The sequence below is a fragment of the Allobosea sp. BH3 genome, from assembly GCF_025499465.1.
GTDB lineage: Bacteria > Pseudomonadota > Alphaproteobacteria > Rhizobiales > Beijerinckiaceae > Allobosea.
The window spans coordinates 204,665-219,350 of the sequence record NZ_JAIMCA010000002.1; the positions used below are offsets into that span (position 1 = coordinate 204,665).

At 66.5% G+C, this 14,686-nt stretch carries 16 protein-coding genes and 1 pseudogene; 11 read left to right on the forward strand and 6 right to left on the reverse strand.

Features of this window, described 5'->3' with window-relative positions; genetic code table 11:
- The first annotated feature begins 4 nt into the window (after positions 1-4).
- The 8 genes from BoBH3_RS05975 (at position 5) to BoBH3_RS06010 (ending at position 6,971) form a co-directional block, all read left to right on the forward strand.
- On the forward strand, positions 5-313 hold the full coding sequence (locus BoBH3_RS05975; protein WP_262329857.1) for an MliC family protein: 309 nt from the start codon (positions 5-7) through the stop codon (positions 311-313).
- Positions 314-325: 12 nt separating this feature from the next.
- Entirely contained in the window at positions 326-694 is a 369-nt protein-coding gene (locus BoBH3_RS05980; RefSeq protein WP_262329858.1) for a lysozyme inhibitor LprI family protein, read from the forward strand.
- A gap of 30 nt (positions 695-724) precedes the next feature.
- Complete coding sequence (locus BoBH3_RS05985) at positions 725-1,123, forward strand: hypothetical protein (RefSeq protein WP_262329859.1); 399 nt, start codon at positions 725-727, stop codon at positions 1,121-1,123.
- A 64-nt stretch (positions 1,124-1,187) separates the two neighbouring features.
- Positions 1,188-1,667, forward strand: a complete 480-nt coding sequence (locus BoBH3_RS05990; protein WP_262329860.1) for an HXXEE domain-containing protein — start codon at positions 1,188-1,190, stop codon at positions 1,665-1,667.
- A 70-nt stretch (positions 1,668-1,737) separates the two neighbouring features.
- Positions 1,738-2,292 carry a hypothetical protein gene (locus BoBH3_RS05995; RefSeq protein WP_262329861.1) on the forward strand — a complete coding sequence of 185 codons (555 nt, stop codon included), beginning with the start codon at positions 1,738-1,740 and terminating at the stop codon, positions 2,290-2,292.
- Positions 2,293-2,301: 9 nt separating this feature from the next.
- Positions 2,302-3,918, forward strand: coding sequence for an FAD-dependent monooxygenase (locus tag BoBH3_RS06000; protein WP_262329862.1), 1,617 nt, complete (start codon positions 2,302-2,304; stop codon positions 3,916-3,918).
- Positions 3,919-4,051: 133 nt separating this feature from the next.
- Positions 4,052-5,662 (forward strand): OpgD/OpgG family glucan biosynthesis protein, encoded by a 1,611-nt coding sequence (locus BoBH3_RS06005; RefSeq protein ID WP_262329863.1) that lies wholly within the window; start codon positions 4,052-4,054, stop codon positions 5,660-5,662.
- Between the two features lie 22 nt (positions 5,663-5,684).
- Positions 5,685-6,971 (forward strand): phospholipase D-like domain-containing protein, encoded by a 1,287-nt coding sequence (locus BoBH3_RS06010; protein ID WP_262329864.1) that lies wholly within the window; start codon positions 5,685-5,687, stop codon positions 6,969-6,971.
- 91 nt (positions 6,972-7,062) lie between these two features.
- On the opposite strand, the pseudogene BoBH3_RS24515 reads toward BoBH3_RS06010, so the two are convergent.
- The 4 genes and pseudogenes from BoBH3_RS24515 to ispH all read right to left on the reverse strand — a co-directional run.
- Positions 7,063-7,344, reverse strand: a pseudogene (locus tag BoBH3_RS24515) (LysR substrate-binding domain-containing protein); the annotation flags it as partial.
- A 54-nt stretch (positions 7,345-7,398) separates the two neighbouring features.
- Positions 7,399-7,848, reverse strand: a complete 450-nt coding sequence (rnhA, locus tag BoBH3_RS06015; RefSeq protein ID WP_262329865.1) for a ribonuclease HI — start codon at positions 7,846-7,848, stop codon at positions 7,399-7,401.
- Positions 7,845-8,810: a homoserine kinase gene (locus BoBH3_RS06020; RefSeq protein ID WP_262329866.1), complete on the reverse strand. Its 966-nt coding sequence runs from the start codon at positions 8,808-8,810 to the stop codon at positions 7,845-7,847. The genes rnhA and BoBH3_RS06020 overlap by 4 nt, the downstream gene beginning before the upstream one ends.
- Before the next feature lie 22 nt (positions 8,811-8,832).
- A complete protein-coding gene (ispH, locus tag BoBH3_RS06025; protein ID WP_262329867.1) occupies positions 8,833-9,804 on the reverse strand; it encodes a 4-hydroxy-3-methylbut-2-enyl diphosphate reductase in 972 nt (323 codons plus the stop codon).
- Between the two features lie 196 nt (positions 9,805-10,000).
- Between ispH and BoBH3_RS06030 the strand changes: the two genes are divergently transcribed.
- A complete protein-coding gene (locus BoBH3_RS06030) occupies positions 10,001-11,866 on the forward strand; it encodes a monovalent cation:proton antiporter-2 (CPA2) family protein (protein ID WP_262329868.1) in 1,866 nt (621 codons plus the stop codon).
- A gap of 85 nt (positions 11,867-11,951) precedes the next feature.
- A complete protein-coding gene (locus tag BoBH3_RS06035; protein ID WP_262329869.1) occupies positions 11,952-12,893 on the forward strand; it encodes a DUF937 domain-containing protein in 942 nt (313 codons plus the stop codon).
- Positions 12,894-12,997: 104 nt separating this feature from the next.
- Here the strand turns inward: BoBH3_RS06035 and BoBH3_RS06040 are convergent, their stop codons facing one another.
- On the reverse strand, positions 12,998-13,354 hold the full coding sequence (locus BoBH3_RS06040; protein ID WP_262329870.1) for a DUF1127 domain-containing protein: 357 nt from the start codon (positions 13,352-13,354) through the stop codon (positions 12,998-13,000).
- A gap of 186 nt (positions 13,355-13,540) precedes the next feature.
- On the opposite strand from BoBH3_RS06040, the gene BoBH3_RS06045 reads away from it, so the two are divergent.
- Positions 13,541-14,422 carry a LysR substrate-binding domain-containing protein gene (locus tag BoBH3_RS06045; RefSeq protein WP_262330440.1) on the forward strand — a complete coding sequence of 294 codons (882 nt, stop codon included), beginning with the start codon at positions 13,541-13,543 and terminating at the stop codon, positions 14,420-14,422.
- Positions 14,423-14,431: 9 nt separating this feature from the next.
- On the opposite strand, the gene BoBH3_RS06050 is transcribed toward BoBH3_RS06045, so the two are convergent.
- Complete coding sequence (locus tag BoBH3_RS06050; protein WP_262329871.1) at positions 14,432-14,605, reverse strand: Flp family type IVb pilin; 174 nt, start codon at positions 14,603-14,605, stop codon at positions 14,432-14,434.
- Positions 14,606-14,686: the final 81 nt, after the last annotated feature.

A 14,686-nucleotide genomic window follows, 5' to 3' on the forward strand; every position in this document is an offset into this window, starting at 1 on the left:
CGCCATGACTAGGTCTGCCTTGCGTCGGGGCGCCGTCGCCGCCCTGACTGTCGCCTGCATCGATGCCGCTTTCGCAACGACGGCGACCTACAAGTGCAGCGAGGGCGTTTCGCTCACCGCGCGCTTTTCGCCGCCGAGCTATGCCACGGGTCAGGTCGAACTGACCTTCGGCAATGGCCGGTCGTTGACCCTGCCTCAGGTGATGGCGGCTGACGGAGGGCGCTACGCAGCAGGCGATGTCGAATTCTGGATCAAGGGCAATGGCGCGACGCTGCGGCGTGGTGGCAGCACCCAGTCCTGTTCGACCCGCTGACGAGGTGCGCCGATGTCCGGAACCTCCCAAGTCCATGGCGCCCGGCTGCTGGCCGCAGCCGCCATGCTGACCTCCCTCGCAAGCCTGCTTTCGCCGAGGGCGGAGGCGGCATCCTTCGATTGCCGCCGGGCCACGCTGCCCGCCGAGAGGACGATCTGCTCCGACGCCAATCTCGGCAGGCTCGATGAGAGCACCGCCGGGACGTACTTCCAGATCGTCGGCGGCGGAGCACCCGCAGCCACAGTCGCCCGCGTCAAACAGATGCAGAGCCGGTTCGTCGCGCGTCGCAACGCCTGCCGTGCCGACATCGACTGCCTCGTCGACGCCTATACCGACCAGATGATGTTCCTGAGGAACGAGAAGAGCAATCTCGGCCTCTGACGATGACCGAAAAACCCCTGGAGACTTGAGATGACCAGACTTGCGATACTGCCGATGCTTGCCGGTGCGGCCCTGACGCTCGGCGCCTGCCAATCGGTGCCGGAAAAGATCGAGAACAAGGAAAACCTGCTCGCCGCCGCCGGCTTCGTCGCCCAGCCCGCCAACACGCCCCAGCGCCAGGCCTCGATGAAGAAGCTGCCCCCGAACAAGTTCGTCCGGCAGGCGAACGGCAGCGACTTCGTCTACGTCTATGCCGATCCGATCGTCTGCCAGTGCGTCTATGTCGGCAGCCAGGACGCCTATGGGCAGTACCGTCAGATGGTCTTCCAGAAGAACCTCGCCGACGAGCGGCGCATGACGGCATCCATGAACCAGGATGCCTTCGACTTCGGACCCTGGGGCCCCTGGGGTCCGGTGGTCATCTACTGAGCCGAAGGCTGGGGGCGGGTGCTCCGGCGCCCGCCCCCGATCCGCCTCGAAAGGAATCTCGCCAATGTCTTCGCTTTCGCTGACCACGCTGGCCTGGTTGGCCATGGCCGCCTATGCGCTGCACATCATGGAGGAGTTCTCCTTCGACTGGCGCGGCTGGGCGCGCGGCGTCATCAAGTTGCCGGTCGAATGGACTGATTTCTATGTCACGAACGCCATCGTCATCGCGCTCGGGATCGCCCAGGCGATGCTGGCGCCGAGCCTGCCGCTCGCCCCGCTGATCTTCGCCTCGCTGATGCTGATCAATGCAGTCTTCTTTCATGTCGGCCCGATGCTGGTAACCCGTGGACGCTTCTCGCCCGGGGTCGCGACGGCGGTGATCCTGTTCCTGCCGGTCGGAATTTCGGTTTGGCTGCGGGCGGCAGCGGACGGCGTCCTGACGCTCGGAACCACGCTCGGCGCGATCGTCGGCGGTGCACTGATCATGGCCTATCCGATCGTCATGCTGCGCCTGCGCTCCAAGCCGTACTTTCAACAGGGCTGACACGGCCCACATCACCCGCCGACTGACTGCACCGCATTTCCAACCCGCCAACACTGAAGGGAAGGCCGTCATGCAGCTGCTTCTCGCATTCATGCCGTTCATCGTCTTCGCGGTCAGCATCTCGGAGCTGGGGTCTGTCGCAGCGCTGCTGCTCGGCGCGCTGGCCTCGGCGATCCTCGTCGGCCACGGTCTCCTGAGCGGCCGGTCCGCGAAGCTCCTCGAAGTCGGATCGCTGGTTCTCTTCGGCGCTCTCGCCGGCTTCGAGTATCTGAGCGGCGCCCGCCTTTCCCTGATCGGCGCGAAGTTCGCCGTCGACCTCGGACTGTTCCTGATCGTGGTTCTCTCGATCCTGATCGGACTGCCATTCACCCTCCAATATGCGAAAGAGAGCGTGGCGCCGGAGCTCTGGTCCAGCCCGGAATTCAAGCGGAAGAACGACGTAATCTCTATGGTCTGGGCCGGCGCCTTCCTGGTGATGGTGCTCGCCGAGCTTGCGATGCTCGCCTGGCCGGCGCTGCCCCACCGGATGCCGGTGTTCGTGATCGTGGTCGCGCTGGTCGGGGCGTTCAAGTTCACGCAGAGCCAGCGCGGAGCGCGCGGCTCCGACTCCGTGCAGCAGTCCTGAGAGGCAAGGATGGCGTCGAGCATCCTCATCGTCGGTGCCGGCCCGGTCGGGCTTTCGCTGGCGCTCGGACTTGCGGTTCGCGGCGTCCGCGCCGACATCGTCGACGGCGCGCTACGCCCCTCCCCCTATTGCCGGGCGCTCGGCGTCAGTCCGCGCACGCTCGAGCAACTCGATGCTGTCGGTGTCGCCCGCGAACTCATTGCCGAAGGGCTGCGGGTCGGCCTGCGCCGCGCGGTCCTGCATCGCGGCGAGAAGACGCTTGTCCAGGACGAACCGATCGCATTCCCGGATCTCCCCTTCGCTCCCTTCTGCGTGCCGCAGGACCGGACGGAGGCCGTTCTCGAACGGGCTTTGCAGCGCGCTGGTGTGGAGGTCGGGCGCGGCACGAAGCTGCTCGGTCTCGAGGAGGGAGCGGATGCCCGAACCGTCACATTGCAGCGTGGCGAGGGCATCGAGCGGCAGCGCTACGATTACGTCGTCGGCTGTGACGGTGCTCATAGCGTGGTGCGCAAGGCGCTGGGGCTCGCTTTCGAGGGTGAGGCCTTCCCCTATGAATTCATGCTGGGCGACGTCCATATCGACTGGGACCTGGCCCGTGGAGCGACGTTCCAGGCGATCCGCCCGGCACAGGACGCGCCCCCGGATTTCTTCGTGGCGATCCCGCTGCCCGGGCGCGGGCGCTACCGCGTCTCGATGATGGCGCCGACGACGCTGGATGGGGATGCGGATCGCGCCGACACCGGGCATGGCATTCAATCGGAATGGCCCGGACCCAGCCTCGCCCAACTCCAGGAGGTCGCCGACCAGCTGGTGCCGGGCAAGCCGACGCTGTCGGACCTGCGCTGGTCGTCGATCTTCAGGATCAGCATGCGGCTCGCCGAGCACTACCGGAAAGGCAACGTCCTCATTGCCGGCGACGCCTGTCATATCCACCCGCCGACGGGTGGCCAGGGCATGAACACCGGCATCCAGGACGCCTGCAACCTGGCCTGGAAGCTCGCTTTGGTCGCGCGCGGCGAGGCCGATCCCACCCTGCTGGACAGCTACGAGGAAGAGCGGCAACCCGTGGCCGCCGGTGTCATCGAGGATACGGTCCGGCGCAGCGTGGGTTTCGGCAAGCCGGCCGCTCCACAGCATCGCCTGCACGACACTCAGGTTCTGGTGAGCTATGCCGGAGGGCGGCTTGCGAGTGGCCCTGCGTCCGGAGCGCTGCGCCCCGGGGACCGCCTGCCCGACGCGACCGGTCTCCGTCAGGCCGGCATCGGCTTCCCCTTGCGCCTGCACGAGCTGGCGAAGGGGCCCTGGTTCACCCTGCTGGCCGCGCCCGCGCCGCATCAGCTCGCGGAGCTGGAAGGTCTCGCCGCCCGGCTGCAGGCGAAGTGGCCCGGGCTCGTCTCGGTCGTTGCCTTCAGTCCGGCTGATGCGACCTGGGACGAACCGCCGGGTGTCACGATCATCGCCGATCCGGATGGCAGCGTGGCCGCCGCCTTCGGCGGGGCGCTGTCTCCGCTGACGCTGGTCCGGCCGGACGGCCATATCGGTTTCACGGGAGAGATCGCCTTCGATCCGCTCCGCGATTATCTTTCCGGCATGCTCAAGACCGGCAGCCGCGTTCCAGCGTCGTAGCCGCGGCGCGCTATGGCAGGATCGGCTGCCCTTTGCCGGGCCTGCCAGCGACATAGAAATGCCCCGGAACCCCCAACACCTATCGACGTTCTAGAATCTGCGCCGAAAGCGGATGTGGTTGTAGGGGGCTTCGATGTCTGGATTGTCTCGTCGCGCGGCGCTCGCGCTGCTGTCGAGTGCCTGCATGGCTGGGACACGCGCCGTCCAGGCTCAGCAGCCGCCAGCCGGGACCGCTAAAGGCTTTGGCTTCAGCGATGTCGTCCAGCAGGCGTTGGCGCTGGCGAAGCAGCCCTTCGATGCGGAAAGCGCGAAGATTCCGGCCGAGCTGTCGAAGCTGACCTATGACAGCTACCGCGAGATTCGTTTTCGCCGCGACAGGGCCTTCTGGCGCGACGGCGGTTCAGATTTCCGCCTGCTGCCGTTCCATCTCGGCTTCCTGCACGACAAGCCGGTCCAGCTTCACATCATCAATCACGGCAACGCGATCCCGATCCCCTTCACGACGAGCCTGTTCGAATACGGCAAGGTGCCCGTTCCGAAAGGTCTCTCGCCTGCCCTGGGCTTCGCGGGTTTCGCCGTGACCACCAATCTGAACGACCCGAAGGTGCAGGACGAGATCATCTCGTTCCTGGGAGCCAGCTATTTCCGGCTGATCGGGCGGGGGCACAGCTACGGGCTTTCGGCGCGTTCGCTGGCGCTGGATGTCGGCGGCGCGCAGCCCGAGGAGTTTCCGTTCATGCGGGCGCTCTGGCTGGAGGAACCCTCGCGCGACTCCACCGAGCTCGTCATCTATGCGCTGCTCGATTCGCCTTCGGTCGCCGGAGCCTTTCGCTATGTCGTCCGTCCCGGCCGGGAAACCCATATGGACGTCACCGCGACGATCATCCCGCGCAAGGAGATCGAACGGATCGGCATCGCCCCGCTGACCTCGATGTTCCAGGCCGGCGAGGGCGACCTCAGCCAGCGAACGGATTTCCGCCCCGAGATTCACGATTCCGACGGGTTGATGATGCAGTCCGGCGGCGGTGAATGGATCTGGCGGCCCATTCGCAACCCAAAGGCGCTGCGCATATCGAGCTTCGGCGACAGGAACCCGCGCGGCTTCGGCCTGATGCAGCGGGACCGCGACTTCGGCAGCTATCAGGACCTCGAGGCACGCTATCATCAAAGGCCGGGCTACTGGGTCGAGCCGCAAGGCGACTGGGGCGAAGGCCGGATCGACCTCATCGAAATCCCCACGGTGAACGAGGCTTTCGACAACATCGTCGCCTGCTGGACGCCCAACAAGCCCTTGCCGGTGGGCGAGGCCACGGAGTTCCGGTATCGCATCTCGGCGATATCGACGACCTCGCAGCTGCACCCCTATGCGCAGGTGCAGCAGTCCTTCAACGGCTCGGACGTCGAGGACGGCGTCGTCGACGGGAACGGGACGAAGCGCTTCATCGTCGATTTCGCCGGTGGCGACCTCGCCTATTACCAGAACGATCCCGATCGCCTGGAACTCGTCGCGACCACCACGGGCGGGACGATCACATCCAGGATCCTGACCTTCAACGCCCCGCTGAAGGGCGCGCGCGCCATCGTCGATGCGACGCTGCCGGACGGTCAGTCAGCCGAGCTGCGCATGTTCCTGAGAACGCGAAACCGAACCTTGAGCGAGACCTGGACCGCGACATGGTCGGTTCCACCCGGCGATTCGGCAGCCAGGCAGCAGCCTCCGAAGAACGACCAAGGGCGCAATTGACGCCTGCACCTTCCAGGTTCGCATGTCCATGAAGCTCCGGCGCCATCCCCTCATCATCGGTATCGTCTCGGCGGCTCTCGGCGTCCTGGGCAGCCTCGTCGTCGGCAACCTGCTGCCGGAGCCGCAGGAACTGCGGCAGCCGCTTCCGCACAATCTCGCTTTCTCGGATCGCCAGCTCAAGACGTCCATGGGCGCTCTGTTTGGCTCGAATTATGTCCCCGGCAACAGGGTCGAGACACTCGTCAACGGCGCCCAGATCTTTCCGTCGATGCTGCAGGCCATACGCGAGGCGAAGCAGACGATCAGTTTCGAGACCTATATTTACTGGCGCGGCGCCATCGCCGAGGAATTCGCCGAGGCGCTCTCGACCAAGGCCCGCGAGGGGCTGAGCGTGAAGGTGCTGCTCGACTGGGTCGGCAGCCTTCCGATGGACGAGGGGCTGGTCCAGCGCATGAAGGATGCCGGCGTCGAGGTCGTCCGGTTCCGCCCTCTCACCTGGTACACGCTCGACCGGGTGAACAACCGCACCCACCGCAAGCTGCTGGTCGTCGACGGGCGCATGGGCTTCACCGGCGGGGTCGGCATTGCCGATGAATGGAACGGGGATGCGCGCTCCCCGAACGAATGGCGCGACACTCACTACCGCGTGGAAGGGCCGGCCGCAGCGGAGTTCCAGGCCGCCTTCGCGGAGCACTGGATCGAGGCGACCGGCGAGCTGCTGCTGGGGGATCGCTTCTTTCCGGAGCTTTCCCCGGCGGGCGATCACGCGGTCCAGGTCGTCATGAGCTCCACCCATCAGCGCAACGTCATGCATCTCATGCTGATGACCGCGCTTGCGTCCGCGCAGGCGAGCGTCCGGATCGCCACGCCCTATTTCGTGCCCGACGAACTGACAAGGCAGCAGCTTCTGGAGGCCCGCAAGCGCGGCGTCGATATCCAGATTCTCGTTCCCGGCTCCCAGACCGATGCGCGCATCGTCAGAAAGGCGTCGCGGCATCTTTGGGGCGATCTGCTTCAGGCCGGCATCAGGATCAGCGAGTATCAGCCCACGTTCTTTCACTGCAAGCTGGTGATCGTCGACGACATCTGGACATCGGTCGGCTCGACCAACATCGATGACCGCGCCTTGAGGCTCAACGACGAGGCCAACATCAACCTGTTCGACCGGCAATTCGCCGCCACGCAGGCGGCCTTGTTCGACAAGGATGCCGCAGCCGCCAGGCCCTACACGCATTCCGACTGGCAGAACCGCTCGGCCAACGAAAAGTTCTCGGATTGGCTCTCCAGCCTCGCAAGGTCGCAAATCTGACGAGCCCAAGCCGCCCGGAGCGTGCGACGTTTTCGTGGAGGCGCGTCGCGCTCAGCCGAGAACCTTGAGGTAGATGTCCGATCACGGCGACGCTGCTGCAGATGTCGAGCCGGGCCGGTTCGAGGCCCGCCGTGGCGAACCAGTCCTTGATCTGCCTGAACATCGCGGAGCGCGGCGGATTGCTGACGATCGGCAGGTGGTAGAGATCGGCCGGCCCAGCCAGGGGGTTGATGTTCCATGATCGCGGCGCCGCCCAGGCCGTGTCCTGCACACCCAGCGGCAGCAGCTTCATGCCCCGGCGCCCGATCGGATTGACAAGGATGGCGAGGTCGAGACGCCGCTCGTTCAGCTCGCGCTCCAGCTCGTAGCTGATCGCGACGACATACTCGGCCTGAGCAGCGGATAATCTCGGGGGATCGCCTGCAGCTTATCTCGCAGCCGGCTTGAACGGCGCCATGCCGGCGCGCGCCAGCGCGTCGGCGCGCTCGTTCATCTCGTCGCCAGCGTGGCCCTTGACCCATTTCCACTCGATCTTGTGGCGGCCGAGCGCGGTTTCGAGGCGCTGCCAGAGTTCGGCATTCTTCACCGGCTTCCTGTCGGCGGTCTTCCAGCCGTTCTTCTTCCAGCCATGGATCCAGCCGGTGATGCCCTGGCGCAGATACTGGCTGTCGGTGTGGAGCGCGACGGTCACGGGCCGCTTCAGCGCCTCCAGCGCCGCGATGGCGGCCATCAGCTCCATGCGGTTGTTGGTGGTGAGCTGCTCGCCGCCGGAGAGCTCCTTCTCGACCCCGTTGAAGGTCAGGATAGCCCCCCAGCCGCCTGGGCCGGGGTTGCCGGAACAGGCGCCATCCGTCCAGACTTCGACCGTGTCGCTCACCGCTTCAGCCCGTAGTCGCGTGCGTCGGCGACGCGCTGGTGGAAGGCGAGCTTGCGGTCGTATTCGAGCGGATCATGCGGCTTGACCAGCGCGCCGGGCGGGACGTTGAGCCAATCGACCAGCCGCGTCAGCAGGAAGCGCAGCGCCGAGCCGCGGCAAAGCTGCGGCAGCGCCTCGATCTCTGCCTCACTGAGCGGGCGCACGCTCTCATAGCCCGCCAGCAGCGCCTGCCCCTTGGTGAGATTGAACGAGCCGTCGGCCTCGAAGCACCAGGAGTTCAGGCAGATCGCGAGGTCGTAGGCGAAGGTGTCGGTGCAGGCGAAATAGAAGTCGATCAGCCCCGAGAGCTTGTCGCCGATGAAGAAGACGTTGTTGGGGAAGAGATCGGCATGGATGACGCCGCGCGGCAGGTCCTGCGGCCAACTCGCCTCATGCACGCCGATCTCGGCCATGATCCGCTGGCTGAGGCCGGGTGAAACCTTGTCCGCGTCAGTGCCGGCCTGCTCCGCCAGCGGCCGCCAGCCCGGCACGGAGAGCGCATTGACCCGCTCGGTCGCGAAATCCGCTCCGGCCTGATGCAGCAGCGCGAGACCGCGCCCAAGTTCCTGGCAATGGGCGGCGGTCGGCCGGCGCACCGAGAGCCCGTCAAGGAAGGTGACGATGGCTGCGGGGCGCCCGGCGAGGCGGCCGAGCATCTCGCCACGGCCATCCTTGACCGGCTGCGGGCAGATGACCCCGCGCGTGGCGAGGTGCTGCATCAGTCCGAGGAAGAAGGGCAGATCGTCCGGATTCACCCGCTTCTCGTAGAGGGTAAGGATATAGGTGCCCTGCGTCGTATGGATCAGGAAGTTCGAGTTCTCGACGCCCTCGGCAATGCCCTTGGCGGAGAGGAGATCGCCGATGCCATAGCGCGCGACGAACGCCGCCATCTCATCATCGGGCACTTCGGTATAAACGGCCAAGATCGGGCTCTCTTGCTGGAAATCATTCCGCCGCGGTGGGCGTCGCCTCGCCGCGCAGCTCGCGCGGCAGCGGGAAGAAGACGTTCTCGTCGGCGGTCGAGACCGTCTCGACGCGGACTTCGTAGCGCTCGGCGAAAGCGTCGATGATCTCTTCGACCAGCACTTCAGGAGCGCTGGCGCCGGCCGTGATGCCGAGGCTGCGGATATCGCCGAAGACCGACCAGTCGATCTCGTCGGTGCGCAGCACCAGCCGCGCGACCGGGCAGCCGGCGCGCTCGGCGACTTCGCGAAGGCGCTGCGAGTTCGAGGAATTGGGCGAGCCGACGACGATCAGCCCGTCAACCAGCGGGGCGACGCGCTTCACCGCTTCCTGGCGGTTGGTGGTGGCGTAGCAGATATCTTCCTTGTGCGGGGCGATCAGCTCCGGGAAGCGGGCCTGCAGTGCCTCGACGATCCCGCGGGTATCGTCCACCGAGAGCGTCGTCTGGGTGACATAGGCGAGCGGCCGGCCGGCCGGCGGCTCAAGCGCGGCGACATCGGCCAAGGTCTCGATCAGCGTGATCGCGCCCTCGGGCAGCTGACCCATGGTGCCGATCACCTCCGGATGGCCGGCATGGCCGACGAGCAGGATGTGACGGCCGCGCTTGTGATGGACCTCTGCCTCGCGGTGGACCTTGGTGACCAGCGGGCAGGTGGCGTCGATGGCGAAGAGATTGCGCGATGCGGCCTCGGCCGGCACGGCCTTGGCGACGCCATGCGCCGAGAAGATCACCGGGCGCGTCGCGTCCGGGACCTCCGAAAGCTCGGCCACGAAAACCGCGCCTTTCCGCTTCAGGGATTCGACGACGTATTTGTTGTGGACGATCTCATGGCGGACATAGACCGGCGCACCATGCAGCGTGAGCGCCTTCTCGACCGCGTCGATGGCGCGCACCACCCCGGCGCAGAAGCCGCGCGGGGCACAGAGCAGGATGTCGAGCGGCGGCTTGGTCACGCGCAGGGAAACTCCGATCGGTCAGCGTCTTCTTTCGGCGGGAGCGTGGCGATGTCAAGGAAGCGCAACCGCGCCCCGTCCCTGGCACGTGCCTTGCCCCTCGCAGGAAGGCGCTCCAGCGCCTAGATAGCAGGAAGCCTCGCCGCGTCACGCCGCGACGTCATGCCCGCCCCCCGCTTACGTTCACGAGTCCCGCATGGCCGACGCCGCCTCGCATGCCAGCTACCTGCCGCCAATCCTGACCTTCTGTGCCGGGGCGGTGATCGCCGTGCCGCTGTTCCGCAAGCTCGGGCAATCGGCGGTCCTTGGATATCTCGCGGCCGGTGTCGTCATCGGCCCCTCGCTTCTGGGCGTCATCAAGGACCCGAATGCGATCCGCAGCACGGCCGAGATCGGCGTCGTGCTGCTTCTCTTCCTGGTCGGGCTCGAGCTTCAGCCGTCGCGCCTCTATTCGATGCGCAAGGACATCCTCGGTTCCGGCATCGCGCAGATGGCGCTGAGCGCCGCCGGCATCGGCCTGATCGCCTGGTGGCTCGGATTGTCCGGCCCCGGCGCCGTCGTGGTCGGCACGGCGCTGGCCCTCTCCGCCACCTCGATCGCGCTGCAACTGCTCGACGAGCGCGGCGATGTGGGCGAGGTGTATGGCCGGCGCACCTTCTCGATCCTGCTGTTCCAGGACATGGCGATCGCGCCGGCGCTGGCTTTGCTGCCGCTGCTCGCCACCACGGGCCGGGCGGCCGATGCGCCGATGATGCCGGCGCTGGCGAGCCTCGGCATCGCTTTGGTCGCGCTCGTCGCGATCATCCTGGCCGGACGCTATGTGCTGAACCCGTTCTTCCGCATCCTCGCCAACAGCGGCGCCAAGGATGTGATGACGGCCGCAGCGCTGCTGATCGTGCTCGGCGCCGCGCTGCTGATGGAGCATGTCGGCCTGTCCATGGCGATGGGTGCCTTCCTCGCAGGCGTGATGCTGGCCGACTCGCATTTCCGGCATGAACTCGAAGCCGATATCGAGCCGTTCCGCGGTGTGCTGCTCGGCCTGTTCTTCATGGCGGTCGGCATGTCGATCGATCTCAAGCTGGTCGCCGAGAACGCGCTTCTGCTCGCGCTCGCCGCGCCGCTGCTGATCCTGTTCAAGATCGCGGTCGTCGCCTCGATCATGCGGCTGTCCTGCTCGTCCTGGGTCGAATCGATCCGGGCCGGTGCCCTGCTCTCGCCGGCCGGCGAGTTCGCCTTCGTCCTGCTGCCACTCGGCCTCGCCCAGGGACTGCTCGATGCAAGGCAGGCAGCGATCGCAACCGCCCTGGCTGCGATCAGCATGCTGATCGGACCCATTCTCGCCAAGCTCATCGACAGTGCCCTGCTGGCGCGGATCAAGCCCGAGACCATGGATGAGGATTTCGATGGCGCCGAGGGCAGCCAGGTCATGGTGGTCGGCTTCGGGCGCTTCGGCCAGATCGTGACGCAGGCGCTGCTGCTCCAGCATATCGACGTCACGGTCATCGAATCCGACGTCGAGCGCATCCGCTCGGCGGCGCGTTTCGGCTTCAAGATCTATTACGGCGACGGCACGCGCCTCGACGTGCTGCGTGCCGCCGGCGCGGCCAAGGTCAAGGTCATCTGCATCTGCATCGACGACAAGCAGGCCGCGCTGCGCATCGTCGAAATGGCCAAGGCCGAGTTCCCGAATGCGCGGCTGCATGTGCGGGCCTATGACCGCATCCACGCCATCGAGCTGATGAAGGCGAATGTCGACTTCCAGATGCGCGAGACCTTTGAATCGGCGCTCGATTTCGGCCGGGTGACGCTGGAGACGGTCGGGCTGACGCGGGACGAGGCCGATCTGATCATCGACCATGTCCGCGACCGCGATGCGCAGCGCATGGAGATCCAGTTCAGCGAGGGGCTGGCCGCGGCGCTCGACCGGGTGCCCCGCGTCACGCCGGAGCCGCTCGTGCTGCCCAAGGGCAAGTCGAAGGCGCTCAACGCCGAGACGCAGCAGGTCATCGAGGATGGCGGCGCCGAGGTCGCGGTCGGCGGGGTCGGCGAACCGGAGCGCTGACGTTCTGTCGATTGGCCGGCTATGCCCGGCCTGCTATCGTCCGTGCCGGCGGCATGATCGATGCCAGCCTCGGGAGGCGATCGCGATGAACCTGTTCGACATCATGCAATCCGCCCAGAACGGCCAGGCAATGCAGAACCTGGCCCGGCAATACGGGTTGACGCTGCAGCAGACACAGGCCGCGCTCGACGCGCTGCTGCCGGCCTTCTCGATGGGGCTGCAGCGGCAGACGCAGGATCCCTACGCCTTCGGCTCGCTGGCGCAGATGATGACGGCCTCGCCCTACGCCCGCTTCTTCGAGGCCGCGGGCCAGGGCATCCCCAGCGGAGCGCAGACCGCCGGCAACGACGTGCTGAGCCAGCTTTTCGGTTCTCCGGAGGTCAGCCGGGCGCTCGCCGCGCAGGCTGCGGCGACGAGCGGCGTCAGCCAGGCCATCCTCAAGCAGATGCTGCCGATCATCGCCTCGATGCTGATGGGCGGGCTGTTCAAGTCGAGCAGCAATACGGGACTCGGCGGCATCCTAGGGCAATTCGCGGAGGCGATGCGCGGCCAGATGGGCGGCGCCCAGCCGGCTCCGCAACGGCCGCCGCAAATGCCGCCGATGCCTCAGAACCCGTTCGAAGCGATGCTCGGCGGCATGTTCGGCCAGGGAACGCCGGGGGGAACGCAGGGCGCCGCGCCGCCGCAGTCCGATCCGCGGCAGGGCGCGCCGACCGATCCTTTCGGCGGCCTGTTCGAACAGGTCCTCAAGGGCATGCTGGGCGGCGGTGCGTTTTCCCAGCCCGAGCCGGAGCCCGAAGCGCCGGCACCGCAGCGACGCAGCGCCCCGCCCCGTCGCGCGCCGGAGCCCGGGCCGGAGATGGACGACGAGATGCCGCCCCCATCCTCGGAAACGGGTCCGGGTTCGATCGGCCTCGATGCCCTGAACGAGATGTTCAAGACCGGCCGGCAGATCCAGGAAGGTCACCAGAACGCGATGAAAGATATCCTCGACGCCATGCTCGGCGGCGGCCAGGGCCGGCGCTGAGGCGCACCACACGTCTGGAGCGTGCCGCTTTTCTGCGAATCCTGGAAAAACAAAAAAGGGCGGAAGCACCTGGCTTCCGCCCAGAAGACGCTGTTCCCGAGGGGTCAGGCGCAGCGTGCGACGGCGATCGGCTTGGCCGGGACTGCCGGCTTCGGCTCGGCATGGCGCTGGGCCTGCTCGCGCCGGGCGGCGGCGACACCCGAACGGGCCTGCGAGCGAGCCGCCAGCACGGTCGAAGGATCATCCAGCCAGGATGTCGCGAGCGCGCCGGCGATGTCGGAGCGGACGAGACCGATATCCTTCAGCCCGCGCTCGTCGAGCTCGCCCAGAAACATCACCTCGCGGCGGTGAATGAGCGCCCGCGTCAGGCGGATGATGCGCCTGCTGCCCACCACGGCGACGCGCGTGGCGCCGGCCGAAACGGACGAGAGCGACTTCGCGGCAACGGTCATGAGTAGCATGACGACCTCCAGGGGGCGGAAAGGACAGGATCGGCGATATTCGACATCTCCGCCCGGTCCGGACGCACCGTTGACCGACAGATGCGGAGAATGACGAAACGTTATCAAGGCTCTGGTCATCAGCCAAACGAATGGTTATGATGTCTCACAACACGGATATTGATGGACAGCGGACGAGGGATCGCCATGGCCCATGTGCTCGACGCGGATCAGCTCAAGACCTTCGTCGCCATTGCCGATACGGGCTCCTTCACGCGCGCTGCGGAGATCGTCTTCAAGACGCAGTCGGCCGTTTCCATGCAGATGAAGCGGCTGGAGGAGCGTATCGGGCGGCCCCTTTTCGGCCGTGACGGACGCCACGCCAAGCTCACCGAGGATGGCGAGAGGCTGCTCGACTATGCCCGCCGGATCGTGCGGCTGAACCTCGAATGCGTCGCCTCCTTCGCCGATGCGGATCTCAAGGGCCGCATCCGACTGGGCGTGCCAGACGACTACGCCGATCGCTACCTGCCGGAGATCCTGGCGCGCTTCTCCCATTCGAACCCGCGCGCCGAGGTCACAGTCGTCTGCGAGCCGACGCCTATGCTGGCCGAGCGGATCGCGACCGGCGATATCGACCTCGCCATCATCACCCATGTCGAGAGCAAGGGGCAGGGAGAGATCATCCGCATCGAGCCGCTGCTCTGGGTCACCTCGGCGCGCCATGGCGTGCATGAGGAGGACCCGCTGCCGCTGGCGCTCGGCCGGCCGACCTGCAACTGGCGTCAGGCCGCGGTGGATGCGCTGGAGGCCAAGAGCCGCCGCTTCCGCGTGCTCTATGCGAGCTGGAATTCGACGGCGGTCGGTGCGGCAGTGCTGGCAGGGCTCGCTGTCTCGGTGCTCCCCGAAAGCGCGGTCAGGCCCGGCATGCGCATCCTCGGCCCGTCGGAAGGTTTCGCCACCCTGCCCTCCTGCAAGATCGGGCTGCTGCGCACGCGCTTCGACCCATCGGTGCTCTCCAATGCGCTGGCGGAGCACATCATCCAGAGCCTCGACAACCTGGCGAGCTTCAAGACGGCGGCGGAGTAGGACCTGCTGCTAGCCCAGGCCGGGCAGAATGCTGGCGAAGAGATTGCCGACGTTCACCCCGACCGCGGTGACCGCCCCAACGATGACGATCGAGATCAGGCCGGCGATCAGCGCATACTCGATCGCGGTGGTGCCGCGCTCATTGCGGATGAACCTGACAAAGCTGGCGGCGAGCTGCTTCATGCCGCTAGGTTAGGCGACAACTCATTCCAACACGTTAATGCAGTCGCCGAAATACACGGTTGAGTTGCAGATTCGGCAACC

Excerpts from the sequence above, each read along its gene's own strand:
- BoBH3_RS06000 (WP_262329862.1), top strand. The coding sequence starts at position 2,302 with ATGGCGTCGAGCATCCTCATCGTCGGTGCCGGCCCGGTCGGGCTTTCG.
- BoBH3_RS05980 (WP_262329858.1), top strand. The coding sequence starts at position 326 with ATGTCCGGAACCTCCCAAGTCCATGGCGCCCGGCTGCTGGCCGCAGCC.
- BoBH3_RS06005 (WP_262329863.1), top strand. The coding sequence starts at position 4,052 with ATGTCTGGATTGTCTCGTCGCGCGGCGCTCGCGCTGCTGTCGAGTGCC.
- BoBH3_RS06045 (WP_262330440.1), top strand. The coding sequence starts at position 13,541 with ATGGCCCATGTGCTCGACGCGGATCAGCTCAAGACCTTCGTCGCCATT.
- BoBH3_RS05990 (WP_262329860.1), top strand. The coding sequence starts at position 1,188 with ATGTCTTCGCTTTCGCTGACCACGCTGGCCTGGTTGGCCATGGCCGCC.
- BoBH3_RS05975 (WP_262329857.1), top strand. The coding sequence starts at position 5 with ATGACTAGGTCTGCCTTGCGTCGGGGCGCCGTCGCCGCCCTGACTGTC.
- BoBH3_RS06040 (WP_262329870.1), bottom strand. The coding sequence starts at position 13,354 with ATGCTACTCATGACCGTTGCCGCGAAGTCGCTCTCGTCCGTTTCGGCC.
- BoBH3_RS06030 (WP_262329868.1), top strand. The coding sequence starts at position 10,001 with ATGGCCGACGCCGCCTCGCATGCCAGCTACCTGCCGCCAATCCTGACC.
- BoBH3_RS05985 (WP_262329859.1), top strand. The coding sequence starts at position 725 with ATGACCAGACTTGCGATACTGCCGATGCTTGCCGGTGCGGCCCTGACG.
- BoBH3_RS06050 (WP_262329871.1), bottom strand. The coding sequence starts at position 14,605 with ATGAAGCAGCTCGCCGCCAGCTTTGTCAGGTTCATCCGCAATGAGCGC.
- BoBH3_RS06010 (WP_262329864.1), top strand. The coding sequence starts at position 5,685 with ATGTCCATGAAGCTCCGGCGCCATCCCCTCATCATCGGTATCGTCTCG.
- BoBH3_RS05995 (WP_262329861.1), top strand. The coding sequence starts at position 1,738 with ATGCAGCTGCTTCTCGCATTCATGCCGTTCATCGTCTTCGCGGTCAGC.
- BoBH3_RS06035 (WP_262329869.1), top strand. The coding sequence starts at position 11,952 with ATGAACCTGTTCGACATCATGCAATCCGCCCAGAACGGCCAGGCAATG.